The sequence below is a fragment of the Paenibacillus montaniterrae genome (assembly GCF_018403185.1).
Taxonomy (GTDB): Bacteria; Bacillota; Bacilli; order Paenibacillales; family Paenibacillaceae; genus Pristimantibacillus; species Pristimantibacillus montaniterrae.
This window is the reverse complement of the sequence record NZ_BOSE01000004.1, coordinates 208,208-224,622: the sequence shown is the minus strand read 5'-3', so window position 1 is coordinate 224,622 and position 16,415 is coordinate 208,208. Positions and strand designations below refer to the sequence as shown.

Here is a 16,415-nt window from a genome sequence, read left to right as displayed (position 1 = left end):
AAATAAAGGAAATGGCATAGAAAGGATTGAACGTGTTGACCAACGCATCACTTAATTTTAAAGACTATATTCGAGTAATCGAGGATTTTCCGACACCAGGCATTTCGTTTAAAGATATAACGACTTTGCTTAAGGATGGCCAAGCATACCGGGCAGCGATTCAAGAGCTGCGCAGCATGGTTGAAAAATATCAGATTGATCTTATTGCAGGTCCGGAAGCGCGCGGCTTTGTTATTGGCGCGCCGCTTGCGCTTGAGCTTGGTGTTGGCTTTGTTCCTGTAAGAAAGAGCGGCAAGCTGCCCGGCGAAACGATTAGCGCTTCCTATTCGTTGGAATACGGCTCGGATCAGCTTGCGATGCATAAGGATGCAATAGTGCCGGGTCAACGCGTGCTTATTGCGGATGACTTGCTGGCGACTGGCGGTACAATTGCTACAGTGGTAGAGCTTGTTCAGAAGCTGGGCGGCGTGATCGTCGGCGCTGCTTTCTTGATTGAGCTGGAGGAGCTGCAAGGCAGAAAGAAATTTGAAGGCATCGAGGTACATTCGCTTGTAACGTACTAATTGCCGATAAATGGATAGAAAGACCGATTACATATGCGCTTGAAGCGTTCAACGTGCATATGTAACGGTCTGTTTTTTTACCGTTATTTTACTTTATGTGGCATAGCACAATCGTTTTTTCATAATCGAACATTGACGTGACGTGCCGTTTACAGGCATAATAATTAGAAAATACTTTAAGTTCGGAAAAGTGAATGTATAGCTTGGAAAGGGAAAATGGATCATGGGCATTGAGCAATTAATTGGGAAAGCATCCGTTTATATGAAAGAGCAAGATCTCATGCTGATTAGAGAAGCCTATGATTTTGCTGATCAGGCTCATAAGGGGCAGATACGTAAATCAGGAGAGCCATATATCCTTCATCCGCTTGCAGTAGCTGATATCGTGCTTGATATGCACCTGGATGTAATCTCAATCGTAACTGCACTGCTGCATGATGTCGTAGAGGATACCACGGTTGATTTGCAAACCGTTCGAGATAAATTTGGCGAAACATGCGCGATGCTGGTCGACGGCTTGACGAAGCTGGAGAAAATTCGCTTCCAGTCGCGTGAGGAGCAGCAAAACGAAAACTATCGAAAAATGTTTGTCGCGATGGCGCAAGATATTAGGGTCATTATTATTAAGCTTGCAGACCGCCTGCACAATATGCGTACGCTTAAATATCAATCTGAGGAATCGCAGCGCAGAATCGCATATGAAACGCTGGAAATTTTTTGTCCGATTGCGCATCGACTCGGTATTTCTGCAATTAAATGGGAAATGGAAGATATTGCACTGCGCTATTTGAACCCGCAGCAATATTACCGTATCGCCAATTTGATGAAGAAGAAGCGGGTGGAGCGGGAAGCATTTATTGAAAATGTTGTTGGCATGATCCGTGAAAAGCTGGCGGAAATGGGCATTGAAGGCGATATATCCGGTCGTCCGAAGCATTTGTATAGCGTCTATCAAAAAATGACGACACGCAATAAGCAGTTTAGTGAAATCTATGATTTATTTGCAATACGCGTTATCGTGGAAAATATTAAAGACTGCTACGCGACACTGGGCATTATTCATACGCTATGGAAGCCGATGCCAGGCCGCTTTAAAGACTATATTGCGATGCCTAAAGCGAATATGTACCAATCCTTGCATACGACGGTAATTGGGCCAAATGGAGAGCCGACAGAGGTGCAAATTCGTACATGGGAAATGCATCGTACGAGCGAATACGGGATTGCCGCCCATTGGGCATACAAGGAAGGGAATCTTGTTCCAGATGCGAGCTTTGGCGATAAAATGACGTGGTTCCGTGAAATATTGGAGCTGCAGCAAGAAACTAGCAATGCCGCAGAATTTATGGAATCGTTGAAAATGGACTTTTTCTCCGATCTTGTTTTCGTGTTTACGCCTAAAGGCGAAGTGTTTGAGCTGCCCGCGGGCTCTGTGCCGCTCGATTTTGCTTATCGCATTCATACCGAGGTTGGCAATCGCACGATTGGGGCGAAGGTCAATGGCCGCATCGTGCCGCTAGATCATAAGCTGAAAACCGGAGATATTGTAGAAATTCTAACCTCCAAGCATTCCTATGGACCGAGCTCGGACTGGTTGAAAATTGCACAGTCCTCACATGCGCGCAGCAAAATCAAGCAATGGTTCAAAAAAGAAAAGCGCGAGGAGAACGTTGCCAAGGGCCGCGAGCTAATCGAGCGCGAGCTTAAGCGACTGGGACTGGAGCCGCATGTCTGGATGACCGATGACAAGCTTCAGGAGGCCGCTGCCAAATTTACCTTTAACGATATTGAGGATATGATGGCGGCAATCGGGTTTTCCGGCATTACTGCGGCGCAAATTGTAACGAAGCTGACTGAAAAGCTGCGCCGTGAGCAGGAGGAAGCCAATCAAATCGAGCTGACCAAGGAAGTAACGGAAATTAAAAGCAGCTCGAGCACCCATCATAATAAAAATAATAACAATGGCATTAAAGTAAAAGGCGTCGATAATTTGCTTGTTCGCTTTGCTCGTTGCTGCAATCCAGTGCCAGGAGATTCAATCATTGGTTATATTACGCGCGGTCGGGGAGTATCTGTGCATCGCATGGACTGCCAGAACATTCCATTCGGAACGGATAATGAGGAAGTTGATCGCGTCATTGAGGTAGAATGGGCGGCTTCAAGCAGCGCTAATTACAGCGTAGATATAGAAATTACAGGAAGTGATCGCCGTGGTCTGTTAAATGAGGTGCTGCAGGCAGTATCAGAAACAAAAACGAATATTAGCGCCGTTTCAGGACGTACTGCTAAAAATAAAATGGCGGTTATTCATATGACTGTGCTAATCAGCAATACGGAGCATTTAAATAAAGTCGTTGAGAAAATCAAGCAAATTAAAGATATTTACTCCGTACATCGAATTATGCAATAAGGGAGACTATAACTGTGAAGGTTGTTGTACAGCGTAGCAAAGCAGCAAGCGTGTCCGTGGACGGCAAGCAAATTGGTGCGATTTCCCACGGCCTGGTGCTGCTGGTCGGCATTACCCATGAAGACACCGAGCAAGATTTGAAGTGGATGGCGGACAAGCTGGCCGGCTTGCGCATTTTTGAGGACGAGCAAGGCAAAATGAATATCGATGTTGTTGAAGCAGGTGGACAAATTTTATCTGTTTCCCAGTTCACCTTGTACGGTGACTGTCGTAAAGGAAGACGCCCTAACTTTATGGACGCTGCGCGTCCAGAGCAAGCAGAACGCTCGTATCTGCAATTCAATGAGCTATTGAAAGCAAAAGGGCTAGTTGTCGAAACGGGTCAATTTGGGGCGATGATGGACGTTCAGCTCGTAAACGATGGACCAGTAACGTTAATTGTAGATAGCAAAGCATAAGCGCTGAGGGAGCGCTTTCTTTTTTGTAATCTGATTGTAATAATATGATAATATTACGTTAACATCGTCGGCCTATAATAATACTCGACCCCCTTTTTAATTATATAATGATGTTAGCCTGTGGAGATGCCGCAGGTTTTTTTCTGTCTAAATATAGAGAATGACGGTACGTATTGTCTTGACTTTACGAGTGCGGGACAGTAAAATTATTTACCAGATACAATTGAATAGTTATTCCATGATGGGAAGAAGTAGCTCAGCAACCGTGCTGACAGAGAGAGATGCCTTTGGCTGCAAGCATCTTAGCAACGATTGAGTGAATAACATCCTTGAGAACATAAAATGAACGACATCGACAGATGTGCTATTAGTTTTGTGCGCGTAACGGGCGATACACGTCAATGAGCGAATAGTTGATTATTCGAAATGTGGGTGGTACCACGGGAGCTGATACTCTCGTCCCTTTTGGCAGCAGTCAAAAGGGGCGGGAGTTTTTTTGTTGCTGCAGCCGGCACGATAGAGGATAAGCAGTTCAGCTAATTATTGGATGAGATGAAGGAGGTTTTGCTATGTCGTTCCAACGATCTCCTGGGACACAGGATATTTTGCCTGGAGTTGTAGAGAGATGGCAATATGTTGAAGAGAAAGCTCGAGATATTTGCCGCCGCTATAATTTCAGAGAAATTCGCACACCGATGTTTGAGTCTACGGAGCTGTTCCATCGCGGTGTTGGCGAAACAACCGATATTGTAGAGAAGGAAACGTATAATTTTATCGATCGCGGCGAACGCAAGCTGACGCTGCGCCCGGAAGGCACAGCTGGCGTTATGCGCGCTTATGTAGAAAATAAGCTTTATGGCGAGCCTGATGTTTCCAAGCTGTACTATATTGGGCCAATGTTCCGTTATGAGCGGGCTCAGGCTGGACGCTACCGCCAGTTCAATCAATTTGGTGTGGAAGCGGTAGGTGCTGTAGACCCGGCTCTGGATGCTGAGGTTATAGCGCTTGGCTATACGTTTTACACTGAGGTTGGCTTGAAGGGCGTACGCGTTGAAATCAATTCGGTGGGCACGCCGGAGGTACGTGCTGCTTTCCGCGAGAAGCTGCTTGCTTATTTGACGCCAAAACGCGACCAGCTTTGCAAGGACTGCCAAAGCCGAATGGAGCGCAATCCACTGCGCGTGCTTGATTGCAAGGTGGATCAGCATCAATTTACCGATGCACCTTCAATTTTGGACAGTCTTGATGAAGAGTGCGAGCAGCATTTCAGTAAGGTGAAGCAGCATTTAACTGATATGGGCATTCCATTTGAAATCAATCACCGCCTTGTTCGCGGCCTCGACTATTATACGCATACCGCGTTTGAATTCAAGGCAGAAGGAATTGGCGCAATTGATACCGTTGGCGGTGGCGGCCGTTACAATGGGCTTGTTGCAGATATTGGCGGTCCTGATCAGCCAGGCGTAGGCTTTGGCTTGGGGCTGGAGCGTACCATTATGCTGCTTGAGCACCAGCAAACGGAAATTCCTCAGCTGCATCAGCTCGATGTTTATATGATTGCGCTAGGGGAAGCGGCTGACAGAGAAGTAACCAAGCTCGTTTATGAGCTGCGCAATGCTGGACTGCGCGCCGAGCGCGATTATCAAGGACGCAAGATGAAGGCGCAAATGAAATCAGCTGACCGCATGCAGGCGAGATTTACTGCGATTTTGGGCGAGGATGAGCTTACCAATGGCGAAATTACGCTGAAGGAAATGGCGACAGGTGAGCAAAGAACCGTCAAATTAACGGAGCTTGCCGTGGCGCTGTCCTAGGGCGTGACTGAAACTTGCAACGATCATAATGAAAAGAGGGAAATACAATGACGATGTTAAGAACAACAAGCTGCGGCACATTGTCGCTCGCTGATGTAGGCAAGGAAGTTATTTTGAACGGTTGGGTACAGCGCCGTCGCGATCTTGGCGGCGTGCTGTTCATTGATTTGCGCGACCGTACAGGAATTGTGCAAATCGTATTCAACCCTGATTTTTCCGGAGAAGCGCTTGAAATTGCTGACCGTGTGCGCAATGAATATGTGCTTGCGGTGAAGGGTACTGTTGTAGAACGTGATCCTGAAACGTTCAACGACAACCTGTTTACTGGAAAAATTGAAGTTCGCGTAACCGAGATCGAAGTAATGAATGCGGCTAAAACCCCGCCATTTGCGATTGAAGACGGCATTGAGGTTGATGAGTCGATTCGCTTGAAATATCGTTATTTGGATCTTCGTCGTCCAGAAATGCTGAAAACTCTTCAGCTTCGCTCGAAAGCGGCTAAAATTTTCCGTGACTTTTTGGATCAAAACGAATTTACTGAAATCGAAACGCCGATTTTGACAAAAAGCACGCCTGAAGGAGCACGCGACTATCTTGTGCCTTCCCGTGTGCATGAAGGAGAATTTTTCGCGCTGCCGCAATCTCCGCAAATTTTCAAGCAGCTGTTAATGGTAGGCGGTATTGAGCGCTATTATCAAATCGCGCGCTGCTTCCGCGATGAGGATCTACGTGCTGATCGCCAGCCTGAGTTTACACAGGTCGATATCGAGACTTCATTCCTGTCGCAGGATCAATTGCTTGCGATGATGGAGCAGCTTATGGCGAAGCTGCTGCGCGAGACAGTTGGCGTAGAGCTGCAGCTGCCGTTCCAGCGCATTACGTATAAGGATGCAATGAACAAATACGGCTCTGACAAACCGGATCTGCGCTTTGGTCTGGAAATTGAAGATATTACCGATATTGTTGCCAGCAGCGATGTAAAGGTGTTTGCTACTGTCGCTTCCAAAGGCGGCGTGGTCAAGGCGCTTAATGCTAAAGGCTGTGCAAGCTGGAGCCGTAAAGAGCTTGATGATCTGCAGCCGTTTGCGGCGCGCTATGGCGGTAAAGGCTTGGCATGGATTCAAGTGAAGGATGGCGAATGGAGAGGTCCGATCGTTAAATTCCTGAAGGAAGAAGAAATCGCGGCTTTGACTGAGCGTCTTAATGTTGAGGAAGGCGATCTGTTAACCTTCTCGGCAGATAAGCCTAAAGTCGTGGCGGACGTGCTTGGCAACCTGCGCTTGAAGCTTGGTAAAGAGCTGAACCTGATTAACGAATCCGAGTTCAAATTTGCCTGGGTTGTCGACTTCCCATTGCTTGGCTACGACGAGGAAGCGAAGCGCTATGTAGCTGAGCATCATCCGTTCACTCGCCCGAATGAGGATGATCTGGCATATTTCGATACAGACCCTGGACAAATTCGCGCGCAAGCGTATGACCTCGTATTGAACGGCTATGAAGTAGGCGGCGGTTCTATGCGGATTTACAAGCGCGATGTTCAAGAAAAAATGTTCAAGGCGCTTGGCTTTACGATGGAGGAAGCGTATGAGAAGTTCGGCTTCCTGCTCGATGCTTTCGATTACGGTACGCCACCGCATGGCGGTATCGCATTTGGCTTTGACCGTCTCATTATGTTGTTGGCTGGACGCACGAACCTGCGTGAAACGATTGCGTTCCCGAAAACAGCAAGCGCGACAGATTTGATGAGTGACGCGCCGTCTGAGGTAGAATTGTCTCAGCTTGAGCAGCTTCATATTCGTACGGTTGTAAAGCCGAAGCCTGCTGCAGCGGTACAAGCTGTCGCGGCTGAAGCTGAATAAACTAGTACGCGGAAGGGAGATCGAGCAGCATGCTACATCAATTTTCTCGTACGGAGCTGGCCATTGGTCCTGAGGGTCTGGAAAAAATGAGGAACAGCACCGTTGCTGTACTAGGCATTGGCGGTGTCGGCTCTTTAGCTGCCGAGGCATTGGCAAGAACGGGAGTCGGACGCATTATTTTGATCGACAAGGATGTTGTAGACATTACCAATATTAATCGGCAAATTCACGCGCTAACGACGACGATCGGTCAGCCGAAGGCAGAGCTGATGCGTGAGCGAATCAAGCTGATCAATCCTGAATGTGATGCGATTGCCTTGCGGATGTTTTATACGGAGGAAACGTATGAAAAGCTGTTCGAGTATAAGCTCGACTATGTAGTCGACGCCTCGGACACAATCATTTACAAGGTGCATCTGATTAAGGAGTGCTTAAAGCGCAATATCCCGATCATCTCGAGCATGGGAGCAGCCAATAAAATGGACCCAACGCGCTTTAGAGTGGCCGATATATCCAAAACGCATACTGATCCAATTGCCCGCGTCGTCAGAACGAAGCTGCGCAAGGAAGGGATTAAAAAAGGCGTCAAGGTCGTTTTCTCTGATGAGGAGCCGATCAAGCCGCGTGAGGATGTAACGCAGCGCATCGTTCCGGAAAATGCGCCGGAAATTCGCAAGGCGCAGCAGCCGCCTTCCAGCAATGCATTTGTTCCTAGTGTTGCCGGACTTGTCATGGTGAGTGCGGTCGTCAAGGATTTGCTGGAATAGGCTGAAATGAGAGGACGTTAAATTAGCAGAACAATGAAGGACTATTTGAGCAGGCTTGACCTTATCGTCTTGCTGGCTCAAGTAGTCCTTTTCACATTTGCAGTATCATGGACGAAGCATGGCAACTCCTGTACAATAGCAGTAATGAGCTTGAATACAATGAACGGGAATGAGGAGTGATGGCGATGCGGTCGACTGAACGCTTTTCAGGACGCTCGAAAACATATAGCAGGCATCGGCCAAGCTATCCGCCGCAGCTTATTGCTTACTTGAAGCTTAACGTTGGCTGGAGCGGGCATGAAAGGCTGGCAGATATAGGAGCGGGAACAGGCATATTTACTGACTTGCTGCTGGAGCAAGGGTATAATGTTGTTGCTGTGGAGCCCAATAATGATATGCGCCAGGAGCTGCTTGCGAGGCTGGGGCAGCAGTATAATGCTGACGAGCAAAGCAACGAGCCAAAAAGCAACAAGCAAGAACATAATGAGCCAAAACATAATGAGCGCGGCCAGTTAACCGTTGTCGCGGGAGCTGCAGAGGCAACGGGATTAGCCGCTGCTAGCGTGGACGGGATTGTCTGTGCCCAGTCGTTCCACTGGTTTGATGCTGAGCTGGCTCGGACAGAGTTTGCAAGAGTGCTCGTGCCGCAGGGCAAGGTTGCACTGCTTTGGAATCAGCGCGATCTCGAGGCTTCACCATTTATGAAGGCATATGATGCGCTATTTATGAAGTATGGCGAGCAATACAGCCAGGTTAAGCATAAGCAAATGAGCGTGCTAACGCTGGCTCCATTTTACGGCGGCAAGCAGCCGACACTTGCAAGCTTTGCCTATGAGCAAAGACTTGATCTTGACGGACTGCTGGGTAGAATTTTTTCTTCCTCGTTCAGCCTGACAGAGCAGGATTCGCGCTACGATGCCTTTATCCGCGATATTCACGAGCTGATTGCTCGATATGAGCAGGCTGGTGAGGTGATGATGATTTACCGTACCGATGTATATTGGGGCAGCCTGAATTAGCACGCCCTTTGCATGATGGAGGATGTGAAGCAATGGATTTATTTACAATGGATGATGAACAGCCATCCGCACAGCACAAGCTTTTGGCTGACCGCATGCGTCCGCAAGCCTTGGATGAATATATTGGACAGGAGCATATTGTTGGACCAGGCAAGCTGCTGCGGCGAGCAATTGAAAGCGATCAAATCAGCTCGATTTTGCTGTACGGGCCTCCTGGCTGCGGCAAAACAACGCTGGCTAATATTATATCGAATCATACAAAGGCAGAGTTCGTTCGTTTGAATGCGGTCGATGCTTCGGTCAAGGATGTGCGCGAGGTAATAGAACGAGCGAAGAACAATAAAGCGCTGTATGGGAAGCGGACCATACTGTTCCTTGACGAGGTGCATCGCTTCAATACATCGCGTCAGGATGCGCTGCTGCCTGCAGTGGAGCAGGGAATTATTATTTTTATAGGGGCAACGACAGAAAATCCGTTTCACCATGTGAACGGAGCGTTAATGTCTCGCTCTACTTTATTTCAGCTGGAGCCATTGGAGCCTAAGCATGCCAAGCTGGCTATGGAACGGGCGCTGCGCGATGCGGGGCGCGGCTTGGGCTTTATGAAGCTGCAGGTGGATGAGGAAGCGCTTGAGCATTTGGCATTGATGGCAGGCGGGGATATACGGCGCGCGCTAAATGCGCTGGAGCTCGCTGCTGTAACGACAAGCTCACAGCAGGACGGCACCGTCCATATTACGCTGGAAATCGCTCAGGAATCGATCCGCAAGCGCACGATTCGCGCAGATACGTCCATGCAATATGATGTGCTGTCCGCATTTCACAAGAGCATTCGCGGTTCCAGCGATGCGGCATTGTTTTGGTTTCTGTATGCAGTAGAAAAGCTTGGAATGGACCCGATGACCTTTTTGCGCCGTTTAATTGTAGCTTGCAGCGAGGATATTGGCCTTGCCAACCCGCAGGCTATGGTGCAGGCGGTAACGGCGATGGACGCCTATCATAAAATAGGCTGGCCGGAAGCGAAATACAATATTACGCAAGCGATTTTGTTTGCGGTAGAAAGTCCGAAGTCCAATGCCGCAGCATTGGCGATTGGCAAAGCCTATCAGTTGATTGAACAGTTTGGCGTTGACGAGGTGCCGCATCATTTGCGCGATACCCATTATAAAGGCGCCGAGCAGCTTGGCCATAAAGGCTATCAATATCCGCATGACTTCCCGAATCATTATGTGAAGCAGCAGTACTTTCCTGATCGAATTGCTAATGTCGAGCTGTATAAAGCAACAGAGCAGGGAGCAGAAGCAAAAATCGCGATTAATCAGGAAAAGCGAAGAAGACAGAAATAAAGCCGCCTTTAGCAGGCGGCTTTGCTCCTTTGCTGTATATGTTTCATAGATTGGCCTGCCTTCATCCTTTGGGACGTCCAAATCTCCAGCCGTAAACCTTAACATGCACAAGCAGCTTGCTGCTCCAGTAAGCAAGCACGTATACGACTAGAAAAATAAGGATCAGCGGCTTGAACAAAAACCAGGCAATTGCCCAGCTTAATAAAATTTGCCAAGGCTTCAGCTTTTTCAACAGCTTGGAGGGAGCGAGCACGATGCGGTAAAAAAGATACGTTTTTTGCAATCCCTCCAAATATTCACTGCGTATTTGTTCATTATCCGGGTCTAGCTGAATCGCATTTTTAAGATAGAGCAGCTGGCTCTGATCATCTCCGCGCTTATCTGCTGCCCAGCTTAAGTACAAATAGACATGCTTCGATTCTACTTCATGTCTGAGCGCTTCTTCCTCCAGCTCTTTTGAAGCAGCAAAGTTGCCAAGCAGCGCTTCAATATAGCTTAAATTCGCCAAGTAGACCGCATAGTCCGGCGCTATTTCCAGTGCGGTCAGCATTAGCTCCTTCGCCTGCTTGAAATTGCTGCGCGTTTGCTCCCGATTGGCTTTGAGAAAATAGTAGGCTGCTTCCTCGGGATCAAGCGCGATCGCATCTTCGACCGTTGCATCGAATTGCTTCCAGCTTTCCATATCATAATAAGTAATCGTTTTTACATACCAGGCCTGTAAATTTTCCGGATCGCGCCGCAGCGCTTCATCGCACCAATAAAGCGCTTTGTCGTATTCATCTAAATGATAGTAAATAAGTGCAGTAATCGCATAGCCCTCGGAATATTCAGGGTCTTCCTGAATCACCTTCTTTGCCTCTTCCAATGCTTCTTTATACCGTTTCCATTCGATCAGCTGATGTACTCTCGAAATGGTAATGATGTTCAGTTCAGGCAGTTCCATATGCTCCTCCCAGCCTTCAATCCGCCTTATTTCAGGCCATTGCTTTTCATATAGGTCAAAATTCCTTCATAATCGCCATTTTGATCACTGAAGGTTGCATAGTTTTTCGCAGTTGAGAACCATTCTAGGGTGGTCGCCTTGCGGCGCTTCGCTGCTTGCAGCAAATCTGCTTGCTCAACAGGCTGGATCTCGCCGGTTTCAAGCGTGCGCTCAAGCGCCCGTTCTACGGCATCGCGCACAAGCTGCTCAAGATCTGCTCCCGAGAAGTATTTCGTATGCTTGGCAATTTGCCCTAAATCGAGCTTGCCAACAGGCTTGTTCGCCAGCTTTAAGCGCAGGATCGTTTCGCGCTCCTGTTCAGCGGGAGGCTGTACAAACATCATATGATTAAAGCGGCCAGGACGCCGCAGCGCAGAGTCAATATACCACGGTGTATTAGTTGCGCCAATAACGAAAACGCCGCTGTTATGCGCTTGTATGCCGTCCAGCTCCAGCAGCAGCTGATTTACGAGCATGCGATCATGATGCTGGCGCATTTGGTTGCGGCTGCCGCCCATTGCATCGAGCTCATCAATAAACACGACACAAGGCTTGTTTTCGCGAGCGCGTTCGAACAGATCATGCAAATTAACCTCGCTTTGCCCGACGTACATGGATAAAATCGCTTGCAGCTCGATATGCAGGAAATTAGCATCGATCTCACCTGCTATGGAGCGAGCAAGAAAGGTTTTGCCGCAGCCTGGAGGGCCAAATAGCAGGATGCTGCCTCCAACCTCCTTGCCGTATGCCGCAAACACCTCAGGCTGCTTAATTGGCAGGATAAAATTGAGTCGGACCTTTTTCTTCACGTCCTCTAATCCACCGACATCCTCAAAGGTTTCCTTCGGTTTTTCAGTAATAACAAGATCCTGTTGATCTTGATCAAAGCGTAATAGCTTTAGCTTTTGTCTTCTTCGTTCGCTAAGTTCATCGAATCCATCGTAATCAGTCATAGAAGTTTATACCTCCAAAATTGTTAATAACCAGCCACATGTAATAAATGATATCGCATAACAAGAGCTTTTGGTAGATTTTGTTTGTAGCCTGCTGTCGTTCCATTTTGAAAAAATAATTACAATTTCAATATAGTTTTCAGCAATATTTGTTAAGTAAGTAACAATTTTCGTGCATATATTGTGACAAAAACGTGTTAATATTTTGAGTGAATTAAAAATTATGCTGATAACAATGATATTTCTCACAAATCGGGGGTGATTTTAATATCACTAATGATTCATACACCGACAAATATTGCGCTTGATAATAACAGGATCTATGTCAGGGATCAAGCAGAGGATTGGCAGTATAACTGGCCGCTTCACACGCATAGAGGGCTGGAGATTTATTACTTTATACAAGGCCAAGCCAATTATATTATCGGTGATGCTATCTATGATCTACAGCCAGGGGATATGCTGCTATTTCGAGGGGACGTGATTCACAGAGTTAATCCAAGCAATGAAGTGAAGTATGTTAGGAGCTATATTAATTTTACGCCTGAATTTATTAAACAGGAATTGTCTAATGAATTGTATGAAAAAATTATGAAAGTATTCGATAATCCAAATGGTTTTCATCTGCACTGGCTGCCGGAAGAGAGAGAAGAAATCGGCAGATATTTTAAAGCGCTTCATAATGAAAATCAGAGAGAGTTTTTCGGCTACCAATACATGCTTAAATCGTTGCTGACACAATTGCTTGTACATGTTTATCGCAAGTCCAAATATTTGATGGAAATTACGCCATCGATGCAGCTTTCCAATAGCCAGTTGACGGTGCAGCGCATTTTGCAATATGTCAATCAAGTATACAAGAGCAATGAAAGTCTCGATACGATGGCTTCGCAGCTGCATTTAAGTAAATACTATATGTGCCATTGCTTTAAGGAAATTACAGGCTATACGATTAACAGCTATATGATGCGCAAGCGTGTTGATGAAGCTAAAAGGCTGCTGCTTGAAAGTGGCGAAACGATTTCAGCGTTAAGCGAGCAGCTCGGCTTTAACTCTACGATTCATTTTAGTAGAACCTTTAAGCAGTATGCTGGCATGTCGCCACAAGCATTTCGCAAGGCAATAAACAACAAATAAGGGGATGAAGCATATGAAAAAGAATTCTAAAGCGATGTTTGTATTGCTAAGCACTTTAATTTTAAGCTTGCTGTTAGCTGCATGCGGCTCTAATGAAAGCGTTAACAGCGGAGATTCAGGCAAGAAGAAGACAAAGCTTGATTTTGTATGGTTTTCAGATGGCGTTGAAGGCGAAGTAATGAAGGAAATTATTGCGGATTATGAAGCTGAAAACAGCCATGTTGATATTGAGCTAATTGAAGTCGCTTACAGTGACTTGCCTACCAAGCTGAAAACGATGATCAGTGGCGGCAAGCCGCCAGCATTGGCACGCATCAGTACTTCAGAAATCGGAGCTTTTTCTTCTCAAGCTGTTGACTTGGCGGAAAAGCTTGGTGGAGTAGACGGCTTCACTTCACAATTCCTGGATTCGATTAAGCCGTATTATGTCGTTGACAATAAAGTAGTGGCTTCACCGATGGATGTAACCGCTAACGGCATTATGTACAACAAGACGCTGTTCGATCAGGCTGGCGTTGAGGTTCCACAGTCGAGCGATGATATTTGGACATGGGATGAATTCAATGAAGCTTTGAAAACGGTGTTAAACAAGTCTGATGCTCAATACGGCTTGGTATGGGACTTCACGCCGCATCGCTGGTCAACTCTGCTTTATCAGTTGGGCGGCAGCATGATGAATAGCGACGGCACTGCTGCAACAATCAATAACGAAGCAGGCGTTAAAGCAGTCGACTACTTCAAGAAAATGCATGACGAAGGCGTTATTCCGACCTCTGTATGGCTTGGCGGCGAAAATCCTAACAATCTGTTCCGTACCGGAAAAACAGCGGCTCATTTGTCTGGTAACTGGATGATTAGCAACTATAAAGATATTACTGATTTTGAATGGGGCGTAACGTACATGCCAATCGGTACAAACCGTTCCTCTGTTCCGGGCGGCAAGTTTGTAATGGCGTTCCAAAAATCTGGCGTTGAGGAAGAAGCAGCAAACTTTATTTCTTACTTGTCCAGCAAGGAAGTCAACTCCAAATTCAACGAGAAATCACTGTTTATGAGTCCGCGCAAGGATAGCGCTGATTTGAACTATGAATTTGGCAAGGAAATGTTCGCACTGTTTGCCGATGAGCTGAACAATACTGTTCCGGCAGCAGCAGAGGACTGGTCCAAGCAGGACATTGTACCGAAGTTCAGCACTGATTTGAAGGAAGGGCTTTCCGATGTAATTGCAGACGGCAAAACATCACAGCAAATGCTCGATGAAATTGCAGAGCTGATTAATGAAGCAATCGAAGATACCAAGTAAGACGATTAAGGCGTTGGGGCTAATCACTCAGGTATTGGCCCCAATGCTTTGAGGCAGAGGAGGTATAAAGATGTCAACAGAGTCTATTGCTGCTCACCCGCAACCGGTGAACAAAAGAAAAAGGAAGCTGCAGCTTGCCCCGTATTTGTTTGTGCTTCCTAACCTGCTAATTTTTACGGTCTTTATTGTTATACCTACTATACTTGGTGCTGTGTATTCCTTTCATGAATATGACGGATTGAATCCGATGACATTTATAGGAATTGAAAATTATGCAGAAATTTTTACGGACGTTAAATTTTGGCAGACATTAGGCAAGACAGCAACCTATGCGATTATTGTCGTGCCGCTCATTTATATATGCGCGCTAGGGATCGCGATTTTGCTCGTACAGCAAATTGTATTGAAGGGCTTTTTCCGGGCGATCTTTTATTGGCCGACGATGATTTCGTTTATTATTGTAGGTTTGACATGGAGATGGATTTTTGGCGAGCTTGGTATTATTAACGGAGTTTTAGAGGCAGTTGGCAAAGATTCCGTTTCTTTCTTGTCTGATCCATTTTTCGCCAAGCTTACGGTCATTATTGCCGCAGTTTGGTCCAGACTGGGCTTTTTCATGGTCATTTTTGTAGCGGGCTTGCTGGCAATTCCTAAAGACTATTACGAAGCCGCTCATTTGGATGGAGCGTCCAAGCTGAGAGCCTTTTTCCATATTACATTGCCGCTGCTTAAGCCGACTACGCTGCTGGTTGTAATGCTTACTACGATTGAGGCGTTCAAGGCATATCCGCTAATGTTTGCATTGACTGGCGGGGGACCGAATAAAGCGACAACCTATATTGTGCAGTATATTTATGAGACTGGATTTGCCAAGCAGGAACTGGGGCTGGCAAGCGCAATGTCGATTGTATTGTTTGTAATCATTACGATATTTACTGTTTTGCAATTCAAGCTAACTAAAGGAGGAGAAAATTAATGACTCCAACGAAAGCGCAGAAAACATTCGTCTATGTTTTATTAATTTTGTTTGCCGCCCTTTGGTTATTTCCGGTCGTTTGGATCTTTTTATCGTCATTCAAAAACAATACCGAGCTGTATCAGTTTCCACCGTCCTTGCTGCCGCAGCAAATTACGTTCGAGCATTTCATCAACGCGTTTGAAAAGGGCAACTTTGGACGCTATTTTGTGAACAGTGCGATTGTAGCTGTTACTTCTACGCTGCTGCTGCTATTAATTAACTCGATGGCAGGCTTTGCACTCGCGAAGTATCGGTTTTGGGGCGGTACATTTTTGCTGCTTGCCTTTATTTCGACGTTAATGATTCCGCTTGAGGTTATTATGATCCCGATCTTTAAAGTGCTGAGCGCGCTGGGGCTTTACAACAGCTTGCTAGCCTTGATTATTCCTCCTGCGGCGACACCAACAGGCGTATTTTTGCTTCGCCAATATTTATTGACTGTGCCCGATGAGCTGCTGGAAGCATCGCGCATCGACGGCGCCAACGAGTGGACGATTTACTGGAAGGTTGTTCTGCCTTTATGCCGACCAATCTTAGCTGCATTGGCGATCTTTTCCTTTATGTGGCGCTGGGATGATTTCCTGTGGCCGCTTATCGCGATCAGTGATCCTAACAAATATACGGTACAGCTTGCGCTATCCAATTTCATTGGCGAATTTAACGTGGATTGGGGCAGTCTGCTGGCGATGTCCGTTATTACGATGATTCCGGTATTGATTGTTTTCCTTGTATTCCAGAAGCATTTGGTGAGCGGTATGGTTACTTCTGGCATGAAATAGATAAGTC

Annotated in this window: 14 protein-coding genes and 1 other annotated feature; of the genes, 12 read left to right on the top strand and 2 right to left on the bottom strand. The window is 46.6% G+C overall.

Annotated elements, in window-relative coordinates; translation table 11 throughout:
* The first annotated feature begins 35 nt into the window (after positions 1 to 35).
* The 8 genes from KJS52_RS12565 (at position 36) to KJS52_RS12530 (ending at position 10,236) form a co-directional block, all read left to right on the top strand.
* Entirely contained in the window at positions 36 to 563 is a 528-nt protein-coding gene (locus tag KJS52_RS12565) for an adenine phosphoribosyltransferase (RefSeq protein WP_213515554.1), read from the top strand.
* A 223-nt stretch (positions 564 to 786) separates the two neighbouring features.
* Positions 787 to 2,973 (top strand): RelA/SpoT family protein, encoded by a 2,187-nt coding sequence (locus KJS52_RS12560; RefSeq protein ID WP_213515552.1) that lies wholly within the window; start codon positions 787 to 789, stop codon positions 2,971 to 2,973.
* A 14-nt stretch (positions 2,974 to 2,987) separates the two neighbouring features.
* Positions 2,988 to 3,431: a D-aminoacyl-tRNA deacylase gene (dtd, locus tag KJS52_RS12555; RefSeq protein ID WP_213515550.1), complete on the top strand. Its 444-nt coding sequence runs from the start codon at positions 2,988 to 2,990 to the stop codon at positions 3,429 to 3,431.
* A gap of 229 nt (positions 3,432 to 3,660) precedes the next feature.
* Positions 3,661 to 3,898: a binding site (T-box leader), on the top strand.
* A gap of 102 nt (positions 3,899 to 4,000) precedes the next feature.
* A complete protein-coding gene (gene hisS, locus KJS52_RS12550; RefSeq protein ID WP_213515548.1) occupies positions 4,001 to 5,245 on the top strand; it encodes a histidine--tRNA ligase in 1,245 nt (414 codons plus the stop codon).
* 53 nt (positions 5,246 to 5,298) lie between these two features.
* Positions 5,299 to 7,104: an aspartate--tRNA ligase gene (gene aspS, locus KJS52_RS12545; RefSeq protein WP_213516152.1), complete on the top strand. Its 1,806-nt coding sequence runs from the start codon at positions 5,299 to 5,301 to the stop codon at positions 7,102 to 7,104.
* Between the two features lie 29 nt (positions 7,105 to 7,133).
* Positions 7,134 to 7,871 carry a tRNA threonylcarbamoyladenosine dehydratase gene (locus tag KJS52_RS12540; RefSeq protein ID WP_213515546.1) on the top strand — a complete coding sequence of 246 codons (738 nt, stop codon included), beginning with the start codon at positions 7,134 to 7,136 and terminating at the stop codon, positions 7,869 to 7,871.
* Between the two features lie 185 nt (positions 7,872 to 8,056).
* On the top strand, positions 8,057 to 8,890 hold the full coding sequence (locus KJS52_RS12535; RefSeq protein WP_213515544.1) for a class I SAM-dependent methyltransferase: 834 nt from the start codon (positions 8,057 to 8,059) through the stop codon (positions 8,888 to 8,890).
* Positions 8,891 to 8,922: 32 nt separating this feature from the next.
* A complete protein-coding gene (locus KJS52_RS12530; protein WP_213515543.1) occupies positions 8,923 to 10,236 on the top strand; it encodes a replication-associated recombination protein A in 1,314 nt (437 codons plus the stop codon).
* A 61-nt stretch (positions 10,237 to 10,297) separates the two neighbouring features.
* Here the strand turns inward: KJS52_RS12530 and KJS52_RS12525 are convergent, their stop codons facing one another.
* Both KJS52_RS12525 and KJS52_RS12520 read right to left on the bottom strand, forming a co-directional pair.
* Positions 10,298 to 11,179 carry a tetratricopeptide repeat protein gene (locus tag KJS52_RS12525; protein ID WP_213515541.1) on the bottom strand — a complete coding sequence of 294 codons (882 nt, stop codon included), beginning with the start codon at positions 11,177 to 11,179 and terminating at the stop codon, positions 10,298 to 10,300.
* A gap of 26 nt (positions 11,180 to 11,205) precedes the next feature.
* On the bottom strand, positions 11,206 to 12,171 hold the full coding sequence (locus KJS52_RS12520) for an ATP-binding protein (protein WP_213515539.1): 966 nt from the start codon (positions 12,169 to 12,171) through the stop codon (positions 11,206 to 11,208).
* A gap of 258 nt (positions 12,172 to 12,429) precedes the next feature.
* Between KJS52_RS12520 and KJS52_RS12515 the strand changes: the two genes are divergently transcribed.
* The 4 genes from KJS52_RS12515 to KJS52_RS12500 all read left to right on the top strand — a co-directional run bounded on the left by KJS52_RS12515 (position 12,430) and on the right by KJS52_RS12500 (position 16,408).
* Positions 12,430 to 13,308 (top strand): AraC family transcriptional regulator, encoded by an 879-nt coding sequence (locus tag KJS52_RS12515; protein WP_246563488.1) that lies wholly within the window; start codon positions 12,430 to 12,432, stop codon positions 13,306 to 13,308.
* 13 nt (positions 13,309 to 13,321) lie between these two features.
* Positions 13,322 to 14,611, top strand: a complete 1,290-nt coding sequence (locus KJS52_RS12510) for an ABC transporter substrate-binding protein (protein ID WP_213515537.1) — start codon at positions 13,322 to 13,324, stop codon at positions 14,609 to 14,611.
* A 70-nt stretch (positions 14,612 to 14,681) separates the two neighbouring features.
* Complete coding sequence (locus tag KJS52_RS12505; protein WP_213515535.1) at positions 14,682 to 15,587, top strand: carbohydrate ABC transporter permease; 906 nt, start codon at positions 14,682 to 14,684, stop codon at positions 15,585 to 15,587.
* Positions 15,587 to 16,408, top strand: a complete 822-nt coding sequence (locus KJS52_RS12500) for a carbohydrate ABC transporter permease (protein ID WP_213515533.1) — start codon at positions 15,587 to 15,589, stop codon at positions 16,406 to 16,408. Before KJS52_RS12505 ends, KJS52_RS12500 begins: the two co-directional genes overlap by 1 nt.
* Positions 16,409 to 16,415: the final 7 nt, after the last annotated feature.

What these genes read in the sequence shown, in the direction of transcription:
- KJS52_RS12505 (WP_213515535.1), top strand. Translation starts at nt 14,682, where the DNA reads ATGTCAACAGAGTCTATTGCTGCTCACCCGCAACCGGTGAACAAAAGA.
- KJS52_RS12520 (WP_213515539.1), bottom strand. Translation starts at nt 12,171, where the DNA reads ATGACTGATTACGATGGATTCGATGAACTTAGCGAACGAAGAAGACAA.
- KJS52_RS12540 (WP_213515546.1), top strand. Translation starts at nt 7,134, where the DNA reads ATGCTACATCAATTTTCTCGTACGGAGCTGGCCATTGGTCCTGAGGGT.
- KJS52_RS12535 (WP_213515544.1), top strand. Translation starts at nt 8,057, where the DNA reads ATGCGGTCGACTGAACGCTTTTCAGGACGCTCGAAAACATATAGCAGG.
- KJS52_RS12500 (WP_213515533.1), top strand. Translation starts at nt 15,587, where the DNA reads ATGACTCCAACGAAAGCGCAGAAAACATTCGTCTATGTTTTATTAATT.
- hisS (WP_213515548.1), top strand. Translation starts at nt 4,001, where the DNA reads ATGTCGTTCCAACGATCTCCTGGGACACAGGATATTTTGCCTGGAGTT.
- aspS (WP_213516152.1), top strand. Translation starts at nt 5,299, where the DNA reads ATGTTAAGAACAACAAGCTGCGGCACATTGTCGCTCGCTGATGTAGGC.
- KJS52_RS12510 (WP_213515537.1), top strand. Translation starts at nt 13,322, where the DNA reads ATGAAAAAGAATTCTAAAGCGATGTTTGTATTGCTAAGCACTTTAATT.
- KJS52_RS12560 (WP_213515552.1), top strand. Translation starts at nt 787, where the DNA reads ATGGGCATTGAGCAATTAATTGGGAAAGCATCCGTTTATATGAAAGAG.
- KJS52_RS12530 (WP_213515543.1), top strand. Translation starts at nt 8,923, where the DNA reads ATGGATTTATTTACAATGGATGATGAACAGCCATCCGCACAGCACAAG.
- KJS52_RS12525 (WP_213515541.1), bottom strand. Translation starts at nt 11,179, where the DNA reads ATGGAACTGCCTGAACTGAACATCATTACCATTTCGAGAGTACATCAG.